This window comes from Cupriavidus sp. GW822-FHT03E04 (assembly GCF_058801495.1).
This window is the reverse complement of the sequence record NZ_JBXANI010000026.1, coordinates 17,142-36,563: the sequence shown is the minus strand read 5'-3', so window position 1 is coordinate 36,563 and position 19,422 is coordinate 17,142. Positions and strand designations below refer to the sequence as shown.

The 19,422-nt window shown below is 67.3% G+C and carries 14 protein-coding genes and 1 riboswitch; of the genes, 9 read left to right on the top strand and 5 right to left on the bottom strand.

The window, feature by feature from the left end; translation table 11 throughout:
• Nucleotides 1–68: 68 nt before the first annotated feature.
• Entirely contained in the window at nt 69–962 is an 894-nt protein-coding gene (locus tag AC1RQC_RS31255) for a lipid A biosynthesis lauroyl acyltransferase (RefSeq protein WP_492373927.1), read from the bottom strand.
• On the bottom strand, nt 959–1,897 hold the full coding sequence (locus tag AC1RQC_RS31250) for a lysophospholipid acyltransferase family protein (protein ID WP_492373928.1): 939 nt from the start codon (nt 1,895–1,897) through the stop codon (nt 959–961). The genes AC1RQC_RS31255 and AC1RQC_RS31250 overlap by 4 nt, the downstream gene beginning before the upstream one ends.
• A 386-nt stretch (nt 1,898–2,283) precedes the next feature.
• Between AC1RQC_RS31250 and metK the strand changes: the two genes are divergently transcribed.
• A complete protein-coding gene (gene metK / locus AC1RQC_RS31245; protein ID WP_043343105.1) occupies nt 2,284–3,447 on the top strand; it encodes a methionine adenosyltransferase in 1,164 nt (387 codons plus the stop codon).
• A 257-nt stretch (nt 3,448–3,704) separates the two neighbouring features.
• A complete protein-coding gene (gene kdoO, locus AC1RQC_RS31240) occupies nt 3,705–4,658 on the top strand; it encodes a Kdo hydroxylase KdoO (protein WP_492885598.1) in 954 nt (317 codons plus the stop codon).
• 187 nt (nt 4,659–4,845) lie between these two features.
• Here kdoO and AC1RQC_RS31235 read toward each other — a convergent pair whose 3' ends face one another.
• Entirely contained in the window at nt 4,846–6,267 is a 1,422-nt protein-coding gene (locus AC1RQC_RS31235; RefSeq protein WP_492373930.1) for a coniferyl aldehyde dehydrogenase, read from the bottom strand.
• A 292-nt stretch (nt 6,268–6,559) separates the two neighbouring features.
• On the opposite strand from AC1RQC_RS31235, the gene AC1RQC_RS31230 reads away from it, so the two are divergent.
• Nucleotides 6,560–8,239, top strand: a complete 1,680-nt coding sequence (locus tag AC1RQC_RS31230; protein ID WP_492373931.1) for a GMC family oxidoreductase — start codon at nt 6,560–6,562, stop codon at nt 8,237–8,239.
• Between the two features lie 42 nt (nt 8,240–8,281).
• Here the strand turns inward: AC1RQC_RS31230 and AC1RQC_RS31225 are convergent, their stop codons facing one another.
• Together AC1RQC_RS31225 and AC1RQC_RS31220 are read right to left on the bottom strand one after the other, a co-directional pair.
• Nucleotides 8,282–9,826 (bottom strand): methyl-accepting chemotaxis protein, encoded by a 1,545-nt coding sequence (locus AC1RQC_RS31225; protein ID WP_492812914.1) that lies wholly within the window; start codon nt 9,824–9,826, stop codon nt 8,282–8,284.
• 184 nt (nt 9,827–10,010) lie between these two features.
• The gene (locus tag AC1RQC_RS31220; protein ID WP_492830327.1) at nt 10,011–11,672 is read right to left on the bottom strand and encodes an acyl-CoA dehydrogenase family protein; all 1,662 of its coding nucleotides are present in this window, start codon (nt 11,670–11,672) and stop codon (nt 10,011–10,013) included.
• Nucleotides 11,673–11,939: 267 nt separating this feature from the next.
• Here AC1RQC_RS31220 and AC1RQC_RS31215 point away from each other — a divergent pair, with 267 nt between their 5' ends.
• The 6 genes from AC1RQC_RS31215 to AC1RQC_RS31190 all read left to right on the top strand — a co-directional run bounded on the left by AC1RQC_RS31215 (nt 11,940) and on the right by AC1RQC_RS31190 (nt 19,129).
• A complete protein-coding gene (locus AC1RQC_RS31215; RefSeq protein ID WP_492812918.1) occupies nt 11,940–13,331 on the top strand; it encodes an RtcB family protein in 1,392 nt (463 codons plus the stop codon).
• A gap of 191 nt (nt 13,332–13,522) precedes the next feature.
• A riboswitch (TPP riboswitch) is annotated at nt 13,523–13,624 on the top strand.
• 103 nt (nt 13,625–13,727) lie between these two features.
• Complete coding sequence (gene thiC / locus AC1RQC_RS31210; RefSeq protein ID WP_441641114.1) at nt 13,728–15,614, top strand: phosphomethylpyrimidine synthase ThiC; 1,887 nt, start codon at nt 13,728–13,730, stop codon at nt 15,612–15,614.
• 141 nt (nt 15,615–15,755) lie between these two features.
• A complete protein-coding gene (locus AC1RQC_RS31205) occupies nt 15,756–16,934 on the top strand; it encodes an FAD-dependent oxidoreductase (protein ID WP_492812920.1) in 1,179 nt (392 codons plus the stop codon).
• Nucleotides 16,935–16,946: 12 nt separating this feature from the next.
• Nucleotides 16,947–17,144: a sulfur carrier protein ThiS gene (thiS, locus tag AC1RQC_RS31200; protein WP_150989923.1), complete on the top strand. Its 198-nt coding sequence runs from the start codon at nt 16,947–16,949 to the stop codon at nt 17,142–17,144.
• 6 nt (nt 17,145–17,150) lie between these two features.
• Nucleotides 17,151–17,999, top strand: coding sequence for a thiazole synthase (locus AC1RQC_RS31195; protein ID WP_043343126.1), 849 nt, complete (start codon nt 17,151–17,153; stop codon nt 17,997–17,999).
• Nucleotides 17,996–19,129: a thiamine phosphate synthase gene (locus AC1RQC_RS31190; protein ID WP_492885597.1), complete on the top strand. Its 1,134-nt coding sequence runs from the start codon at nt 17,996–17,998 to the stop codon at nt 19,127–19,129. The genes AC1RQC_RS31195 and AC1RQC_RS31190 overlap by 4 nt, the downstream gene beginning before the upstream one ends.
• Nucleotides 19,130–19,422: the final 293 nt, after the last annotated feature.

Sequence of the window (19,422 nt, the reverse complement as noted above, 5' to 3'; positions counted from 1 at the left end):
CTGGCGGCGTGTCGAGGGTGGCGCGGGCTGCATGTTTGCCTGGCGATGCCGCCGCCGCGCCCACGTGGTCAGTAGTTTTCGCGCTCGCCGTCGGGGCGGTGCTTGAAGCGCTTGTGCACCCAGTAATACTCAGTCACGCGGGGGCGGATGCAGTCTTCGAAGAAGGCATTCATGCGGCGGGTGTCCTCGGTCACGCTTTCGCCAGGATAGTTTTCCCAAGCCGGCAGGATACGCAGCACATAGCCTTGGTAGTCGGGCAGCATCTCGGTATAGATCGGCACAACCTTGGCCCCCGTCAGCCGCGCCAGGCGTGATACCGAGGTCAGGGTCAGGGCCTCCACGCCAAAGAACGGGATGTACTCCGAGTCGCGCTCGCCAAAGTCCATGTCGGCGATCAGCTGCAGGGCCTCGCCCTTGCGCAGGCAGCGGATGATGTCGCGCGCGCTATCGTTGCGGGCAATCATCTTGGCGCCGAAGCGGCCGCGCGCGTGCTTGAGGAACCCGTCGAACAGGTCGTTCTTCTGCTTGGTGTAGAGCGACGCGCCGGAGCGTTTGACGTGTTCGCGCAGGTGGATGGTGAGGCGGATCGCGCCAGCTTCGACGCCGGAGAGATGCAGCGTGACGAGGATGTGGGGCGTGCCGTCCAGCGCCACCAGGTCGGCCTGGTCGTCGATCTGGACCCAGCGGCGCATCTGCGCCTCGCTGCCGGTCCAGAAGATGCCGCGCTCGGCAAAGCTGCGAAAGACGGTGCGGAAGGTTTGCCGCGAGAGCGTTTCGATCTCGGCGTCGGTCCGCTCGGGAAAGCACAGGCGCAGGTTGGTCTGCACCACGCGGCGCCGGCTGCTGGGAATGAGGTAGAGCAGGCTGCCCAGGCCTTCGCCGAAGCGTGCCACGAGCGGATAGGGAAGCTTGCCCAGCACGGTCAAGAGGCCGATGCCAAGCCAGGTGAAAATACGGCTCATCTTTGGTCGTTGGAGAGAGAGGCGGGTGCCGGTGCCGGCACCTCCAGGGGGTTGTGCGAGGCGTCGGCCGCCGGGGCCCGAGGGGGCTCCGCGGGCGGCAACTGCGCGCCGCCTGGATGCTTGTAGCGGTTGTAGCCCCACAGGTACTGCGTCGGGCATGCCTTCACCAGCTTCTCGACGGCCGCGTTGATCACCGCGACGGCTTCGGCCTGGTCATCGGGCAGCCGGTCCTTGATGACCTGCATATGGCCGAGGAAGCCGGCGCCGCGCGGCAGGCGCTCTGCAAAAATCACCGCGATTGGCGCACCCGTGAGCTGCTGCAGGCGCTGCACCAGCGTCATGGTGTAGGCTGGCTTGCCAAAAAACGGCGCCCAGGCGCCTTCGCCGCCGGTTGGGACCTGGTCGGGCAGGATGCCGATGGCCTCGCCTCGCTTGAGCGCCTTGACCAGCATGCGCACGCCGCGCGGCAGCGCCGGCGCCATGGCCAGGTTGGGGCGGGTGCGCATCTTGACGATCCAGTCGCGCAGCCAGGCCTGGTGTGGCGGCTTGTACAGGGCCGTGACCGGATGCCGCAGGGCAAATGCCTGTGGAAGCACTTCGAAGCAGCCAAGATGCGGCACCAGGATGATCAGCCCGCGGCCCTGCGCCATCAGCTTGTCGAGTTCCGGCCAGAGCCGGTCGGCAAAGCCGTACATGCGCACCTCGGGATTGCGCCGGCTCCAGAAATAGGGCATTTCCAGGATCATGCGCCCCGTCGAGCGGGCCGCCTCCGCCACCATTGCATCGCTGGCGTCAGGGTAGGCATGGCGAAGGTTTTCCCTGAGCCGCGTGCCATAACGTCCCGGCAGGCGTGCCGCCAGCAATCCGAGCGCACCGCCGATGGCGTGCAGCCAGGAGAGCGGCAAGCGGGAAATCAGCCAGAACAGAAAGGTCATCGAATTGCGATAGCGGCCCGGCGGGCCGGGTGGGTCATTAATGTTTTGCCGGGCGCTGCCGTTAGTGGGGCAATCAAAATGAATCTGGTGTTGTTACGGGGCCCACCGTACGGCTTGCACTGCCTGCAGGCTCGCGCCAGGCCGGAAACGCGTCGCCTATCGGGTGGCGCGGCATGGCCGCGACAGCGTCCGGTATTTGGCAGGTGTGCCAGAAAACCGGGGTGCTGCAGCGTAGCTTGCAGGCGCGTATAATAGCGCGTATCGCCGAGTTAACTGACAACTTGCGGGGCGATACCGTTCTACCGGAACGGCATGAAAATACCGCTAAAGCGTCGCCGCCCGGGCTTAGAGGTTGGCGCGCAATAGCCAAACCTGGAGAAAAGTTCGTGGCAAACGACTTCTTGTTCACTTCGGAATCCGTCTCCGAAGGCCATCCCGATAAGGTCGCCGACCAAATTTCCGATGCTGTCCTCGATGCCATCCTGGCCCAGGACAAGTACGCGCGCGTGGCCGCTGAAACGCTGTGCAACACCGGCCTGGTTGTCCTGGCCGGGGAAATCACCACGACCGCCAACGTCGACTACATCCAAGTTGCGCGCGACACCATCAAGCGCATCGGCTACGACAACACCGAATACGGCATCGACTACAAGGGCTGTGCAGTGCTGGTCGCTTACGACAAGCAATCGCCTGACATCGCCCAAGGCGTGGACCGCGCCTCCGACGACTACCTGAACCAGGGTGCCGGCGACCAGGGCCTGATGTTTGGCTACGCCTGCGATGAAACGCCGGAGCTGATGCCTTTCCCGATCTATTATTCGCACCGCCTGGTCGAGCGCCAGTCGCAACTGCGCCGCGATGGCCGCCTGCCCTGGCTGCGTCCCGACGCCAAGTCGCAGGTGACCGTGCGTTACGTCGACGGCCGCCCGCACAGCGTGGATACCGTGGTGCTGTCGACCCAGCATTCGCCGGATATCACCCAGGCGCAGATCCGTGAAGCCGTGATCGAGGAGATCATCAAGCCGGTGCTGCCGGCCGAGATGCTCAAGGACACCAAGTACCTGGTGAACCCGACCGGCCGCTTCGTCATCGGCGGCCCGCAGGGCGATTGTGGCCTGACCGGCCGCAAGATCATCGTCGACACCTACGGCGGCGCTTCGCCCCACGGTGGCGGTGCTTTCTCGGGCAAGGACCCGTCCAAGGTCGACCGCTCGGCAGCCTATGCTGCCCGCTATGTCGCCAAGAACGTGGTTGCCGCCGGCCTGGCGCGCCAGTGCCAGGTGCAGGTCAGCTACGCCATCGGCGTGGCCCGCCCGATCAATGTGACGGTGTACACCGAAGGCACGGGCAAGATCTCCGACGAGGCGATCGCCGCGCTGGTGCAAGAGCACTTCGACCTGCGCCCGAAGGGCATCGTGCAGATGCTTGACCTGCTGCGCCCGATCTACGAGAAGACCGCTGCCTACGGCCACTTTGGCCGCGAAGAGCCGGAATTCTCGTGGGAAGCAACCGACAAGGTCGCGCTGCTGCGCGCTGCTGCCGGCCTGTAAGGCTGCCGCGAACCTCGCATCGGAAAAGCACCGCCTTCGGGCGGTGTTTTTTTTCGCGCTTGCGGTGGCGTTCCTGGCTTGCCACTGCCTTGTCCTGGATCAAGCGGGGCAAGGCGGGGCGTGGCGCGCCATGGCCGCGAGGGTAGAATCGCGGGATGGCAAGGCGGCCCGGCGAGTGGCGCTTTGTTCGCCTGCCGCGGCGCGCGCGCGCGCGCGCGCGCTCACGACCGCCGGAGCCCGCATACCGAGGATGCCCAATGTCACTTGATTCGACCCTTACCCCTTCCACGCCCCCCCCTGCCACTGCGCTCGGGGCGGCCGCGCCCGCGTTCAACCTGATCCGGCCCCAGCCCTATACCGAGTGGGCTCCGCAACTCGATGCCGGCACCAAGGCGGGGTTGCGCCGCGAGCTGGAGCAGGGCGCCGTGCTGTTCTTCCCCCAGCTGCGCTTCCAGTTCGAGCCTGGCGAGGAGCGTTTCCTGGACAGCCGCTGGTCGGACGGCAAGTCAAAGAACATCAACCTGCGCGCCAACGACCAGGCCGTGCGCGGTGCGACGGGCGGCGAGCAGGACCTGAAAGACCTGTACGTGCTGATTCGCCGCTATGCCGAGTACAGCGAGAAACTCGTGCTCAGCCTGTTCCCTGAATATGGCCCGCATATGGTGCGTGCCGGCACCTCGTTGCGCCCGAGCGAGATCGCCGGGCGGCCGGTGAGCTGGCGCAAGGACGACACGCGGCTGCATGTGGACTCGTTCCCGTCGAACCCGATGCTGGGCCAGCGGCTGCTGCGCGTGTTCCACAACATTGACCCGCAGGCGCCGCGCGTGTGGCGGGTGGGCGAGCCGTTTGGCGATTTCGCCAAGCGTTTCGTCCCGAAGACCAAGGGCATGTGGCCGGGGCAGGCGCGGGTCATGGAGATGCTGCATATCACCAAGCGCCGGCGCTCGGAGTACGACCATCGGATGCTGCAGTTGCACGATCTTGCGAAGGCCGACCTGGAGTATCAGGCCAATGTCCCGCAGCAGGAATTTCAGTTCCCGCCCGGGTCGACCTGGATTGTATTCAGCGACCAGGTGCTGCATGCGGCTATGCGGGGCCGGGCCATGATGGAGCAGACTTACTACCTGTCGCCGAAGGCGATTTCAGACCATACGCATTCGCCGGAAGCGGTGCTGGCGCGGATGCTGGGGCGGCCGATGGTGGTGGGTTGAGTCTGGGTGGTCGTTACGCCAGCGGGCCGGAAAACACCACGGGCTTCGCTTTGCGTGGCTCCTAGATAAGCCACCCCTCTCCCCGGCCCTCTCCCCCTGAGGGGAGAGGGAGAGACAGCCGTCGTCAGGGCGCGCCGCGTTGGCCCGTTCGGCGGCTTCGATCAACGCCGCAGGTTTTCCTTGTCATTCAGCGCATCAGCAGCTTGATCATCGTTTCAAACCGCTTGCCATAAGGCGGCTTCAGCAGCCCGGCGCCATTGATGCCGGATTGGCGGAAGATCGGCTTGAGCTTGGAGAAGGTCTCAAAGCCCGCCTGGCCGTGATATGCGCCCATGCCGCTGGGGCCCACGCCGCCGAAGGGGAGGTCTTCCTGGGCGATATGCAGCAGCGTTTCGTTGATGCTGACGCCGCCCGCCACGGTTTGCGCCATGACGTGGTCGATCGTGCGGCGGTCTTTCTCGAACAGGTAGAGCGCCAGCGGGCGTGGGCGGGCGTTGATGTAGTCGATGGCCTCTTCCAGCGTGCGGTAGGTCACCAGCGGTAGCACCGGGCCAAAGATTTCCTCGCGCATCACGGTGGCGTCGGCGGGGACATCCAGCAGCAGCACTGGCGCGAGGCGGCGGCGCTCCGGGTCCGATGGCACCTGCGACAGCGGCACCACGCGCGCCCCGGCGCGGGCGGCATCGCTCACCAGGCCGTCCAGCCGCGCGAAGTGCCTCGGGCTGATGATGGTGGTGTAGTCGGGGTTGCCCGCATGGCCCGGCTGGCCCGGCAGGTCCGGATAGAGGCGGGCGGCGCAGGCGCGGGCGGCTTCGACGAAGGGCTCGCGCAGTGCCTCGGGCAGCAGCACATAGTCCGGCGCGATGCAGGTCTGGCCGGCGTTGAGCAGCTTGCCCACCAGGATGCGTTCGACCGCGCGTTCCAGATCGGCGCCAGGGCCGACGATGGCCGGCGATTTGCCGCCCAGTTCTAGCGTGACCGGCGTGAGGTTGGCGGCCGCCGCACGCATCACATGGTGGCCGACCTGGGTTGAGCCGGTAAACAGCAGGTGATCGAAGGGCAGGGCGGAAAAAGCGCTCGCCACTTCCGCGTCGCCATTGATCACCGTGACCTCGTCGGCGGCGAAAGCCTGTTGCGCCAGGCGCGCGAACAGCGCGGCGAAGCGCGGCGTGTACTCGGAGAGCTTGACCATGGCGCGGTTGCCCGCGACCAGCGCGCCCACCAGCGGGCCCACGGTCAGGTAGAGCGGGTAGTTCCACGGCACCACGATGCCGATCACGCCCAGCGGCTGCGGCATCAGCCGCGATGTAGCGGGCTTGAACCACAGCCCGGTGCGCATGCGCCGCACCCGCATCCAGCGCTTGCCATGACGCAGCGCATCGTCGATCCCGGCCACGCTGGGAAAGGCTTCGAGCAGCGCGGTTTCCTGGCGCGGGCGGTTGCCGAAATCGGCGCTGATGGCTTGCGAGATCTCGTCCATGTGCCCGGTCACCAGCTTGCGCAGGCGCCGCAGCCGGTCGGCGCGCACGGCCCAGGCCGGGGCCTGGTCGCGGCGCGAGGCGGCGCGCATGGCGTCGAATACGGATGACATCTCGGGCACTTCTCTCATGTCGCGCTCTCCTTGGGGTCGTGCGCTGCCCTTGGCGCGCGCGGCGTTTCGATCCCCGCACCATATGCCATGCGGCGGCGCCTGACAATGGAGGCCGGCCACTAGCCGCGTGCTTCAAACAACCGTATACACCGACCCGCCTTCGTCCTTTCCAGTGCCCTGGCAAAGCCCTACACTGATTTCGCGGCATGCTTTCGGCGTGCCAGCCAGACCGGGTTGACCGGCATGCGCGGCCTGCCGAAGCGTTCGGCGCAACCCCGGCACACTGACCTCGGACCAGGCGGGGAAACGGATGGAAACCACCTTTGACTATCTCGTCGTTGGCGGCGGTTCGGCGGGGTGTGCCCTGGCCGGGCGGCTGGCCGACAGCGGCAGCGACAGCGTGGCTGTGCTCGAGACCGGCGGCCACGATCACCATGTGCTGGTGTCGACGCCGGCGGGCTGCGCCGCCATGCTGCCACGTGCCGGCAGCCATAATTACGGCTACCGCACCGTTGCGCAGCCCGGGCTGAACGGGCGCCGTGGCTACCAGCCGCGCGGGCGTGGCCTGGGGGGCAGTTCCTCGCTCAATGCCATGATCTACACGCGAGGCACGCCGGCGGACTACGACCGCTGGGCTTCGGCCGGCTGCGACGGCTGGGCCTGGGACGATGTGCTGCCCTATTTCCGCCGGGCCGAATGCAATGAGCGCGTGACCGGGCGCGACGACGATCCCTGGCACGGCGGCAGCGGCCCGCTCCATGTGTCGGACCTGCGCACGCCCAATCCCTTTGGCCAGCGCTTTATCGAGGCGGCCCAGCAGGCTGGCTATCGCCGCAACGACGACTTCAACGGCGTGGACCAGGAGGGCGCTGGCTGGTACCAGGTGACCCAGCATGGCGGCGAGCGCTGGAATGCCGCGCGCGCCTACCTGCACCGCGGCGACACCGCAGACCGCGCCAGCAATGGCGGGCGCGAGAACCTGGCTGTGATGACGGGCGCGCAGGTGCTGCGCATCGCGTTCGAAGGCCGCCACGCGGTGGGGGTGGTGGCGCGGCTGGATGGCCGCGAGACCCTGTTGCGGGCGCGCCGCGAGGTGATCGTGTCGGCCGGCGCGTTCGGCTCGCCGCAACTGCTGATGGTGTCAGGCGTCGGCCCTGCCTCGCATCTGCGCGAGCTAGGCATTCCCGTGGTGCACGACCTGCCTGGCGTGGGCGCCAACCTGCAGGACCATCTCGACGTCATCGTGCACAAGCGGGTGGCGGCGTCCGAGCTGTTCGGCGTCTCGGTGGGCGGCGCGTTTCGCCTGCTGGCCGAGATATTGCGCTACCGGCGCGAGCGCACCGGCATGCTGACTTCCAATTTTGCCGAGGCAGGCGCCTTCCTGAAGAGCCACGCCGGGCTGGACGAGCCGGACCTGCAACTGCATTTCGTGGTCGGCATGGCCGACGACCATATGCGCCGAATCCACCTGGGCCATGGCTATTCCTGCCACGTTTGCGTACTGCGCCCGAAAAGCCGGGGCGAGGTACGGCTGGCTTCGCCCGATATCCGCGAGGCGCCGATGATCGACCCGTGCTTCCTGTCGGACCCGCGGGATCTCGACGGCCTGGTGGCCGGCGTGCGGATTGTGCGCCGAATCCTGGCCCAGCCGCAACTGGCGGCGTTCGGCGGCAAGGAGCTGTATTCGGCGCACTTGCCAGCCGATGGCGGCGACGACAGCGCGATCCGCGCGATGATCCGCGCCCATGCCGATACCATCTACCATCCCGTCGGGACGTGCCGCATGGGCATGGACGAATACGCGGTGGTCGATCCGCAACTGCGCGTGCGGGGCGTGGAAGGCTTGCGCGTGGTGGATGCGTCGATCATGCCGACGCTGATTGGCGGCAACACCAATGCGCCGGCCATCATGATCGGCGAGCGCGCGCATGACCTGATCCGGCACGGCCCGCGCGTGGTGTTGCGGATGGCGGAGGTATTGGCCGTGTGAAGGGCCGTGTGAAGGGCGGGGGTCCGCCCCTCACACCCGCGCTCAGGCCGTAGCCAGGCGGAAGGTCGATACCGTGTCGCGCAGCTTGCCGGCCTGGTCATCCAGCGACTGCGCGGCGGCGGCCGCTTCTTCCACCAGCGCGGCATTTTGCTGCGTGACTTCGTCCATCTGGCCCACCGCCTGGTTGACCTGCTCGATGCCCGCGCTTTGCTCGTCGGAGGCAGCAGCGATCTCGGCAATGATGTCCGATACGCGCTTCACCGCGTTCTGGACTTCGCTCATGGTCTTGCCGGCATCCTCGGCTTGCGCCGAGCCCGTGCGCACAGTGTTGACCGAGCTGTCGATCAGGTCCTTGATTTCCTTGGCGGCGCTGGACGAGCGCTGCGCCAGGCTGCGCACCTCGCCGGCCACCACCGCGAAGCCCCGGCCTTGTTCGCCGGCGCGCGCGGCTTCCACCGCGGCATTGAGCGCCAGGATGTTGGTCTGGAAGGCGATGCCCTCGATCAGGCTGGTGATCTCCGCGATGCGGTTGGAACTGGTGCTGATCGCGCCCATGGTTTGCACCATCTGCTGCACGGCGGTGCTGCCGTGTTCGGCCACGCTGGCGGCATTGCCAGCCAGGCCGCTCGCCTGGCGCGCGTTGTCGGCGTTCTGGCGCACGGTGGTGGTGAGCTCTTCCATGCTCGATGCGGTCTGCTCCAGCGAGGCAGCCTGTTGTTCGGTCCGTGCCGACAAATCGGTATTGCCCGCGGCGATCTGGCGTGCCGCCACGCCGACGGAGTCGGTCGAATGGCGCACCTCGCGCAGCGCCACGGCTACCCGCTCCAGCAGGCGGTTGAAGGCAGCCGCGGTACGGCCGATCTCGTCCAGGCGGCCCACCGGTGCGCGGCGTTCCAGGTCCAGGGAGTCGCTGACGTATTCCAGGGTCTCCTCGATTTCGGCCAGGCTGCCGTGGATGCGGCGATACAGCGTCACGGCCAGCAAGCCGGTGACCAGCACTGCCACGACGATGACCGCCGAGAACACGCGAACCGCCGTGGTGTACTGCTCGCGATTTTGCGTCACGGCGAGCTCGCCCAGGTCGCCGTTATAGTTGATGTGATCGTCGATTGCCTTGCGCAAGGCGATCGATGCGTCGTTCAGTTCGCCGCTCACCAGCATGGCGTGGGCCGTGGCGAAATCGTTGGCGCGCGATTTCTCCAGCATGGCGGCACGCCCGGCGCGGTAGCGCTTGAGCGCGGCGCGGTCGGCTTCGAGCATCTTGCGGTCGGTATCGTCGCTGATGTCGTCGCGCTCATACTTTGCGGCGGTGGTGTCGAACTTCTCGTCGGCGCGGGCCAGGGCGGCTTCCGCTTCGGCCTTGGCCTTGGGGTCTTCGCTCATGGCGTGCCTGTAAAGCGAGATACGCATGGCGTTGACGTTGTCCTTGAGGGTGCCCAGGGTGCGTACGCTACCTAGCGTGTTGTCGTTGAAGTACTCAAAGCGCTGTTCCGACTCGCTGAGTTGCCAGATGCCGCCGAGGCCCACAACGAGCAAGGCGAGCAGGGCCAAGGATAAAGATAGCAACAGGCGTTGGCTGATGTTCATGTCGGGATGTCGGCACCCGCCGTGTAGCAGGGCGCGCCGCTTGGTCATTTAAAGGGGATCAATACGCACTTATGTATTAAGTGCATGACATTAATACCAAGGGATTTACGGCAGGACCTGCGCCGCCTGTAGCGCGATGGCCAGAAAAAAAAGCGTGACGAGGCGTGTGGCGCGGCCGCGTGCCTCAGGCCGGCCAGGCACGTGCGATCACCCGCGCCAGCGCGGTATCGTCGCCCTCCAGCGTGCCGAACACGCGGCCATGCTGGCGTCCCAGCCGGCTGGCCACGAAGCGCTCGGCATCGTCGGTGTCGGCGTGGGCGAGCATCAGCGCCGCTTGCGCGGTCAGCACCAGGCCCTGGGCAAAGCGCCGCGCGCCGGCTTCGAGGTGATCCGGCGCGTCGCGCAGCATCGCCTGCAGCGAGGCGAGTTCGGCCCGCACCGCCGGATGGCCGCCGGCGCGCCGGCCGAGGTCCTGCAATAGCCGCCCCGCGTCCTCGGGATTGCGCTGGAGCGCGCGCAGCACGTCCAGGCACATGATGTTGCCGGAGCCCTCCCAGATCGAGTTGACCGGCGCCTCGCGGTACAGCCGCGCCATCGGGCCTTCCTCCACGTAGCCGTTGCCGCCCCACACCTCCATGGCTTCGCCCGTCACCTCGATGGCGCGCTTGCAGACCCAGAACTTGGCCGCCGGCGTGACGATGCGCTTCCAGGCGGCGGCCAGCGGATCGGCATCGGCGCGCTCGAAGGCGTGCGCCAGTTCCATCATGAGCAGGGTCGCGGCCTGGCTTTCCAGCGCCAGGTCGGCCAGCACGTTGCGCATCAGCGGCTGCTCCGCCAGCAGGCGGCCGAACGCCATGCGATGCCGCGCGTGATGGATGGCCTGCACCAGCGCCGCGCGGATGATGGCGGCGCTGCCGATCACGCAATCCAGCCGGGTATAAGTGGCCATCTCGATGATGGTCGGGATGCCGCGGCCTTCCTCGCCGATCAGGATGCCGGTGGCCTCGCGGAATTCCACTTCGCTGCTGGCGTTGGAGCGGTTGCCCAGCTTGTCCTTGAGACGCTGGATCTGCACCGGGTTCTTGCTGCCGTCGTCGCGAAAGCGCGGCACGAAGAAGCACGACAGCGGCCCATCCTCCGCGCCCATGCGCGCCACCACCAGGTGGGCATCGCACATCGGGGCGGAGAAAAACCACTTGTGCCCGGTGATCGCGTACTCCGCGCCGCGGCCCTCGCCACGTACGGCGCGCGCGACGGTGGTGTTGCTGCGCACATCGGAGCCGCCTTGCTTTTCCGTCATGCCCATGCCGATCATCACGGCGTGCTTGTCGCGCCAGGGCAGGTCGCGCGGATCGTGCTCGGTGGCAAACAGCTTCGGCCCCAGTTCCGCGAACAGCGCCGCTTCCTTCTGCAGCACCGGGATGCTGGCGAACGTCATGGTGGGCGGGCACAGGGATCCGGATTCGGCCTGCGCCTGCAGGAAATAGCCGGCGGCGCGCGCCACCCACGCGCCCTCCCTGGGCTGCGCGAACGGCAGCGCTTGCAACTGCTGGCTGCGCAGCAGGGCCAGCAAGGCGTGCCATGCTGGCGGAAATTCCACTTCGTCGATGCGCTCGCCGGTGCGGCTGTGCGTATGCAGCTCGGGCGCGTGGCGATTGGCCTCGGCCGCCCACTGCTGCACATCGGGTTTGCCCAGGCGCGCGCCGAAGACATCGAGCGCACTGGCGTGCCAGCCGCCTCCAAGCCGCTCCAGCGCGGCGCGCAGCGCGGGGTCGCCGGTGAACAGGTTGTAGCCGGTCAGGTCCGGGACCTGGTTGAACACGCGGTGGGTGGCGGCTTCGGTCATGAGGTCTCCTGTGCAGTCTTCTGCGCGCGCGGCGCATGGGCATGCCTGATTGCATGGTAGAGCAAGCGGCGCGCTATGTGCGCGGGCTCGCGCTGTGTCCGGCCCCCAACACTTTGCGCCGTCATGGCAGGGCTCGCGGGCCGGGCGCTTGCCGTTCGCCGCTCCCCAGAGATACACTGCACGCTCCCTTCTCGACGCTGCTGCGCAGAAGGTACTTTTTGCCCCGGTTCCCCGGAGGCACTCCCGTACCTTGTATTCCCAGCAGCCATGTCCTCACTTCCCCGTCTTGAAAAAGCCCTGCAGCGCCAGGGCATCCATGTCGAGCGCAGCCAGGGTGTCTATCACCTGCGCAACGAACACGCGCAAGCCTCGGTGCTGTTGCCCGCCACGCTTGCCCTGGAAGCGAAGGCCGTACGGCAGTTGCTCGACTTCGCCGCGGTGCGTTCTGCGGACGGCCACCACGGCGTTTGCAAAGCCTGCGCCACGCCGGACTTTCATCCCGGCGGCATCGCGCCGGTAGGATCGATCGTTGCCACCGACGCGGATTTCGTCATTCCCGCCGCGATCGGTACCGACATCAACTGCGGCATGCGCCTGATCACCACAGGCCTGAAGCAAGCCGCCCTGCTGCCGCAGCAGGATGCCCTTGTGAGCAGGCTGACGCGTGCCCTGCTCGATAACGGCCGCGACGTGCCGGTGCATAGCGCCGCATTCCGTGCCTTGTTCGACGAGGGACCCGCCGCGTTCATCGATCGCGTGGCCCCCCAAGGCTTGTGGGCGCAGGTCGATCGTGACCGGCTGGAGGCCGAACTTGCCGCTTGCGTCGGGCTGGATGCGTTTGGCGGCAGTGCCCGCTATGCGCCGGATGCGCACGTCGGCAATCGCGAGGTCTTTCGCGATCCCTGTCTCGGCACGCCGGGCGGGGGCAATCATTTTGTCGAACTGCAGGTCGTGGACGAGATTTTCGACAGGCACGCCGCGTATCGCGTTGGCCTGGCGCCCGGCGATGTCGTGGCGATGATCCACAGTGGCTCGCGCGATGTCGGCTTCTACGTGGGCCGGCGCTGGATGGACCGGGCGCGCCAGGCCTGGCCCACCGGCCTGAAGCATCCGACTAGCGGGCTGTACGGCTTGGCGGGCAGCCTGGCGCACGAGTACCTGGTGGCCATGGGTACGGCGGCACGCTATGCCTGGGCCAACCGGGTAGTGCTGGCCGAACTCGTGCGCAAGGAGCTGGCCGAATTGTGCGGCGCGACGGCTTCGCGACTGGTGGTCGACGTGCCGCATAACGTGGTGCTGCGCGAAAACGGCCTCAATATCCACCGCAAGGGCGCGACACCCGCGCATGACGGCGACCTGGCCCTGATCCCCGGTTCCATGGGGGATGCTTCCTATATAGTGAGCGGTTTGGGTCACACCGATTGGCTCTCGTCATGCAGCCACGGCGCCGGCCGCAGTGTCCGGCGCCAGGCCTTGCGCCGCTTGAAAAGCGATCATGCCAACGCCGAGTGGCGCTGCGTCACGCTGCGCGAGGAGCGCAGGGTGGAAGAAGCGCCCGAGGCCTACAAGCCGATCGGTCCGGTGCTGCAGGCACAGGAAGAGGCCGGGCTGATCGAAGCCGTGGCGCGGTTGAAGCCTTGGGTGACCTTCAAGGCTTGAAATCACGGCGGTGTTCGAATGGTGTTCGAATGGCAGTGCATGCGCACGCTAAGTCATGGTGCATTGCAGCGTAATGGTGTGCATGCCATTGTCTGGGGGCCGCATGGCCCTCAGCCATACCTTGACGCACGACACTCCAGATTGAAACAGGGGTGGTCAAGCCCCGAGCCTTGTGCTTAAATTCACCCCGTTGGATGAAACAGGGGTGCCGTACGGATGGGCCGTGCGGCTGAGAGAGTCCCTTCGAACCCGATCCGGCTAGTACCGGCGTGGGAAGTTTCATGGTTACCGAACAGCTCCTGCCTTCTCCAAGGCACATGACCCGGCCACACCGCCGCGGCCATGCTCACAGGGCTCCTGGTTTCGTCCATCCCCGCAAGAGAGAGGACGACACCCATGGCCCGCACAAATACCGCCCCCGCCGCATCTTTCGAGTCGCTTGAAACCGATCTCGACAAAAAGTTTGCCTATCCGGCATCCAGCAAGACCTACCTGACCGGCAGCCGCCCCGATATCCGCGTGCCGCTGCGCACGATCCTGCAGACGTCCACGCGCACGGACAAGGGCGAGATGTCCAATCCGCCGATTCCCGTGTATGACACGTCGGGCCCGTACAGCGATCCGGACATCCATATCGACCTGAAGGCCGGCTTGCCCTCGGTACGCGGCAAGTGGATCGAAGAGCGCGGCGACACCGAAGTGCTGTCCGGCCTGTCGTCGGAGTACGGCCTGGCGCGCGCCGCCGATCCGGCCACCGCCCACCTGCGCTTTGCCCAGCTGACCAACCCGCGCCGCGCCAAGGCCGGCGCCAACGTGTCGCAGATGCACTATGCACGCCGCGGCATCATCACGCCCGAGATGGAATACGTGGCGCTGCGCGAGTCGCTGAACCTGCAAGCGCTGTACGACAAGCCCGAATACAAGGCGTTGCTGCGCCAGCACCCCGGCAATGCGCTGGGTGCCGCGCTGCCGCTGCGCCCGGAAGACATGACGCCGGAATTCGTGCGCCGCGAAATCGCTGCCGGCCGCGCCATCATTCCCGCCAACATCAACCACACCGAGCTGGAGCCGATGGCGATCGGGCGCAATTTCCGCGTCAAGATCAACGGCAACCTGGGCAACTCCGCCGTGACGTCGTCGCTGGCCGAGGAAGTGGAAAAGATGGTGTGGTCGATCCGCTGGGGCGCCGACACCATCATGGACCTGTCCACCGGCAAGCACATCCATGAGACCCGCGAGTGGATCCTGCGCAACTCGCCGGTGCCTATCGGCACGGTGCCCATCTACCAGGCGCTGGACAAGACCGGCGGCGTCGCCGAGGACCTGACCTGGGAAATGTTCCGCGACACGCTGATCGAGCAGGCGGAGCAGGGCGTGGACTACTTCACCATCCACGCCGGCGTGCTGCTGCGCTATGTGCCGATGACCGCGGACCGTGTCACGGGCATCGTCTCGCGCGGTGGTTCGATCATGGCCAAGTGGTGCCTGGCGCATCACAAGGAAAACTTCCTGTACACGCACTTCGACGAGATCTGCGAAATCATGAAGGCGTACGACGTGTCGTTCAGCCTGGGTGATGGCCTGCGTCCGGGTTGTATCGCCGACTCCAACGACGATGCACAGTTCGGTGAGCTGCGCACGCTCGGCGAGCTGACCGACAAGGCCTGGAAGCACGATGTGCAGGTCATGATCGAAGGCCCGGGCCACGTGCCGCTGCAACGCATCCAGGCCAATATGGATGAAGAGCTCAAGCACTGCTATGAGGCCCCGTTCTACACGCTTGGACCGCTGGTGACGGACATCGCCCCCGGCTATGACCACATCACCAGCGGCATCGGTGCGGCCAACATCGGCTGGATGGGCACCGCCATGCTGTGCTACGTCACGCCGAAGGAACACCTGGGCTTGCCGGACAAGGAAGACGTGCGCGAAGGCATCATCACCTACAAGATCGCCGCTCACGCGGCCGACCTTGCCAAGGGCTGGCCGGGCGCGCAGCTGCGCGACAACGCACTGTCCAAGGCACGTTTCGAGTTCCGCTGGGAAGACCAGTTCAACCTCGGCCTGGACCCGGAACGCGCGCGTTCGTACCACGACGCCACGCTGCCGGCCGAAGGCGCCAAGATCGCGCATTTCTGCTCGATGTGCGGTCCCAAGTTCTGCTCGATGAAGATCACGCAGGAAGTGCGCGACTACGCTGCCTCGCTCAAGCCCGAAGCCGAGCAAGGCATGCAGGAAAAGTCGATCGAGTTCGTCAAGAGCGGCAGCAAGATCTACTCGTAAGGCGTAGGGCCATGGTGCGGCGCATGCCCGTGCAGCGCCGCACGCGAAGTACCGTGCCCCTTCCCCGAAGGGGCACGCCATGACTTAAAGGAGGCCGGTGCGCGCCGCGCCATCGCGGCGAGCACCGGCACAACCATCCCCATGACAACGCAGTCGTTTGATGTGGCCGTGCTCGGCGCCGGCCTGGCCGGGCGCCTTTCCGCCTGGCAACTGGTGCGTGCCGGCCTGCGCGTGGCGCTGGTCGAGCGCGGTGGCCCCGACGGCGTTGGCTCCGCCGCGCACGTCGCCGCGGCAATGCTCGCGCCCCTGGCGGAATCCGCCATTGCCGAGCGCCGCATCGTCGAGCTTGGCACCGCCAGCGTCGACTTGTGGCGCACCTGGGTGGCCGAATTGCCGGAGCCGGTGTTCTTCCAGGAAGACGGCACGCTGGTGGTATGGCATACCCGCGACCGCAGCGAGATGTCGCTGTTTACCAGCCGGGTGCGCGCCGTGGCGCCGCCCGAACTGGTGGCCGAGCGCATGCGCGCGCTGGACGGCAATGGCGTGGCCGCGCTCGAGCCCGCGCTCGCGGGCCGTTTCTCCCAGGGACTGCTGCTGGCCGGCGAAGGCCAGCTGGACAATCGCGGCACGCTGCGCGCATTGCTGGCTTGCGCGGTGGCAAGCGGGCTGCATTGCGTCTGGGAGGCTGGTGAAATCGAAGCGGGCGACCTGCCCGCGCTGGGTATCTGCGCGCGCACCGTGCTGGATTGCCGTGGCCTGGGCGCCCGCGCCGCCTGGCCGGGGCAGCCCGCCGCGCACGGCAGCATGCCGGGATTACGCGGCCTGCGCGGTGAAGTCGTGCGTGTGCACGCACCCGAGGTCAAGCTGCATCGCCCGGTGCGCCTGCTGCATCCGCGTTACCCGATCTATATCGCGCCCAAGCCCAACGACCTCTACGTGATCGGCGCCACCGAGCTCGAAAGCGAAGATGATTCGCCGATGAGCGTGCGCTCCGCGCTGGAGCTGCTTTCCGCGGCGTATTCGCTGCACCCCGCCTTTGGCGAGGCGCGCGTGCTGGAACTCAATGTGCAGCGCCGCCCGACGCGCCCGGACCACCTGCCGGCCATCCGGGTCGACCAGCATGCCCGCATCGTGCGCCTCAATGGCCTGTACCGGCACGGCTTCCTGATCGCCCCGGCGGTCACCGAGGCCGCCTGCCAGGTGGTGCGGGCTCTGCTCGACGACGATCCTGCCGCGCATGCCGTGCCCGCTTCGGTGCGCTGGCCGGGCATGATCGCGGCCGCGCTCGATACCGTCGCCGGCTCGCCGGTGCTGCACTGAACGACAATGACCATGGATATCCTGCTCAACGGCCGTCCGCTCGCCCTTGCCGATAACGCCACGCTGGCCGATGCGGTGGCGGGCGCGGGCATCGCGCCGCCATTTGCCGCCGCGCTCAACGGCCAGTTCGTGCCACGCGCCGCGCATGCGGCCACCGTGCTCGCCGCCGGCGATCGTATCGACCTCGTGCAACCCGTGACGGGAGGCTGACCCCAAATGACCTTCAATTCCGCAGAACCCCGGCGCGACCTGTTCGCCGACCCCTTCGTGCTCTATGGCGAGTCGTTTGCCTCGCGCCTGTTGCTGGGTACCGCGCGCTATCCGTCTCCCGCCACGCTGCAGGCCGCGGTGGAGGTGGCCCGGCCCGCCATGCTGACGGTGGCGCTGCGCCGCCAGGGCTCGGTCGGCGATGGCGAGGGCGGCCAGGCTTTCTGGCAGATGCTGCGCTCGCTGAACGTGCCGGTGCTGCCCAATACCGCTGGCTGCATGGCGCCGCAGGAAGCCATCACCACCGCCATGATGGCGCGCGAAGTGTTCGAGACCGACTGGATCAAGCTTGAGCTGGTGGGCGACGATTACACGCTGCAGCCCGATACGCTCAACCTGCCCGCCGTGGCCGAGACGCTGATCAAGGAGGGCTTCAAGGTGCTGCCGTATTGCACGGAGGACCTCGTGCTGTGCCGCCGCCTGCTGGACGTGGGCTGCCAGGCGCTGATGCCCTGGGCCGCGCCCATCGGCACCGGGAAGGGCGCCGTCAATCCGCACGCCATGCGCCTGTTGCGCGAACGCTTGCCGGATACCCCGCTGATCGTCGACGCCGGCCTCGGGCTGCCGTCGCACGCGGCCCAGGTGCTGGAGTGGGGCTACGATGGTGTGCTGCTGAACACCGCAGTGGCGCAGGCTGCTTATCCGGTCAACATGGCACGCGCCTTCGCGCTGGCTGTGGACGCGGGCCGCACGGCCTACCTGGCCGGCCCCATGCCGGAGCGCGATATCGCGCAGGCCAGCACCCCGGTGGTGGGCATGCCGTTCTGGCACGCCGAAGGCGCGGAGGACCGCGCATGACCCGCAATCTTCTCCCGGCCGGCATCGACGCCGCGCTGCGCGACACGCTGCTGGCGCGCTATGGCGCCACCTTCGGCACCAGCGACAAGGCCTGGCGCGCGTGGGTGCAGGGCAACGCCCCCGCCGCGCTCGGCGATGCCGACGTGGTGCTGTTCGACGGCGAGGCCGACGAGGCCACGCTGGCGCGCATTGCCGGCGCCGGCGCCATCGCCATCGAGAGCGACCGCGAAGGCGGGCAATGGAGCGACACCGTGCGCTCGCCGATGGGCACCTGGGTCTTCAGTGCCCATGCCGACGACGACACCGCGCATTCGCCGGCCTTCGTCGCCGTGCTGCTGGCTTGCCTGGCGCTGCATTTCCCCGCGCACGATGCGCTCTGCCTGGCGCGCGCCTGGCAGCCGGGCTCGCTGGACTGGCCGGTGGATTTCGCGCGCTTCCCGCACGTGCGCCACGCCGCGCTGGTCGCGCCGGAGCAGCGCGCCGAGCCCTTCGCACCGTGCCCGCCGCTGGGTTTGTACGCGGTGGTGCCCAGCGCCGAATGGATCGAGCGGCTGGTGCCGCTGGCGGTGCCCACCGTGCAGCTGCGCTTCAAGTCCGACGACGCGCAGGCCGTGCGCAGCGAGATTGAGCGCGCCGCCAAGGCCGCGCGCGGCAGCGCTTCGCGCTTGTTCATCAACGATCACTGGCGGGCTGCCATCGACTACCACGCCAGCCAGGGTGGCGACAGCGGCATCTATGGCATCCACCTCGGCCAGGAAGACCTCGATGAAGCCGACCTCGATGCGCTGCGCGCCTCCGGGCTGCGCCTTGGCGTGTCCACGCACGGCTATGCCGAGATGCTGCGCGTGGCCACCATCGGCCCGAGCTACCTGGCGCTGGGTGCGATCTTCCCGACCACCACCAAAATCATGCCGACCGCGCCGCAGGGCCTGGGCCGCTTCCACGCCTACGTCAAGCTGATGCAGCCCGTGGTGCCCTCGCTGGTGGGCATCGGCGGCGTCGATGCGGCGCGCTTGCCGGAGGTGCTGGCGGCTGGCGTTGGCAGCGCGGCCGTGGTGCGCGCGATTACCGAGGCGGCTGACGTGCCTGCGGCGGTGACGAATCTGCTGGGGATGTTTCCGGCGGCGTGATGCATGGGGCCCGGAGGATGGGCAAGCACGCGTGCGTGTGACTGTCCATACTCTGGGCCAGCGCCCGCCCTCTCCCCCGGCCCCTCTCCCACAAGTGGGAGAGGGGAGCAAACCAGCGGGCCTGAACGAAGCCGCAGAACGGGCCAAAGCTGCGCGCCATGACGACGGCTGTCTCTCCCTCTCCCCTCAGGGGGAGAGGGGTGGCTTAGCTAGGAGCCACTTGAAGCGGAGCCCTCGGTTTTGTCCCGCACGACGCTTATCGGGCTTCCGCCCTCTCCCGCGCAGCGGATGAG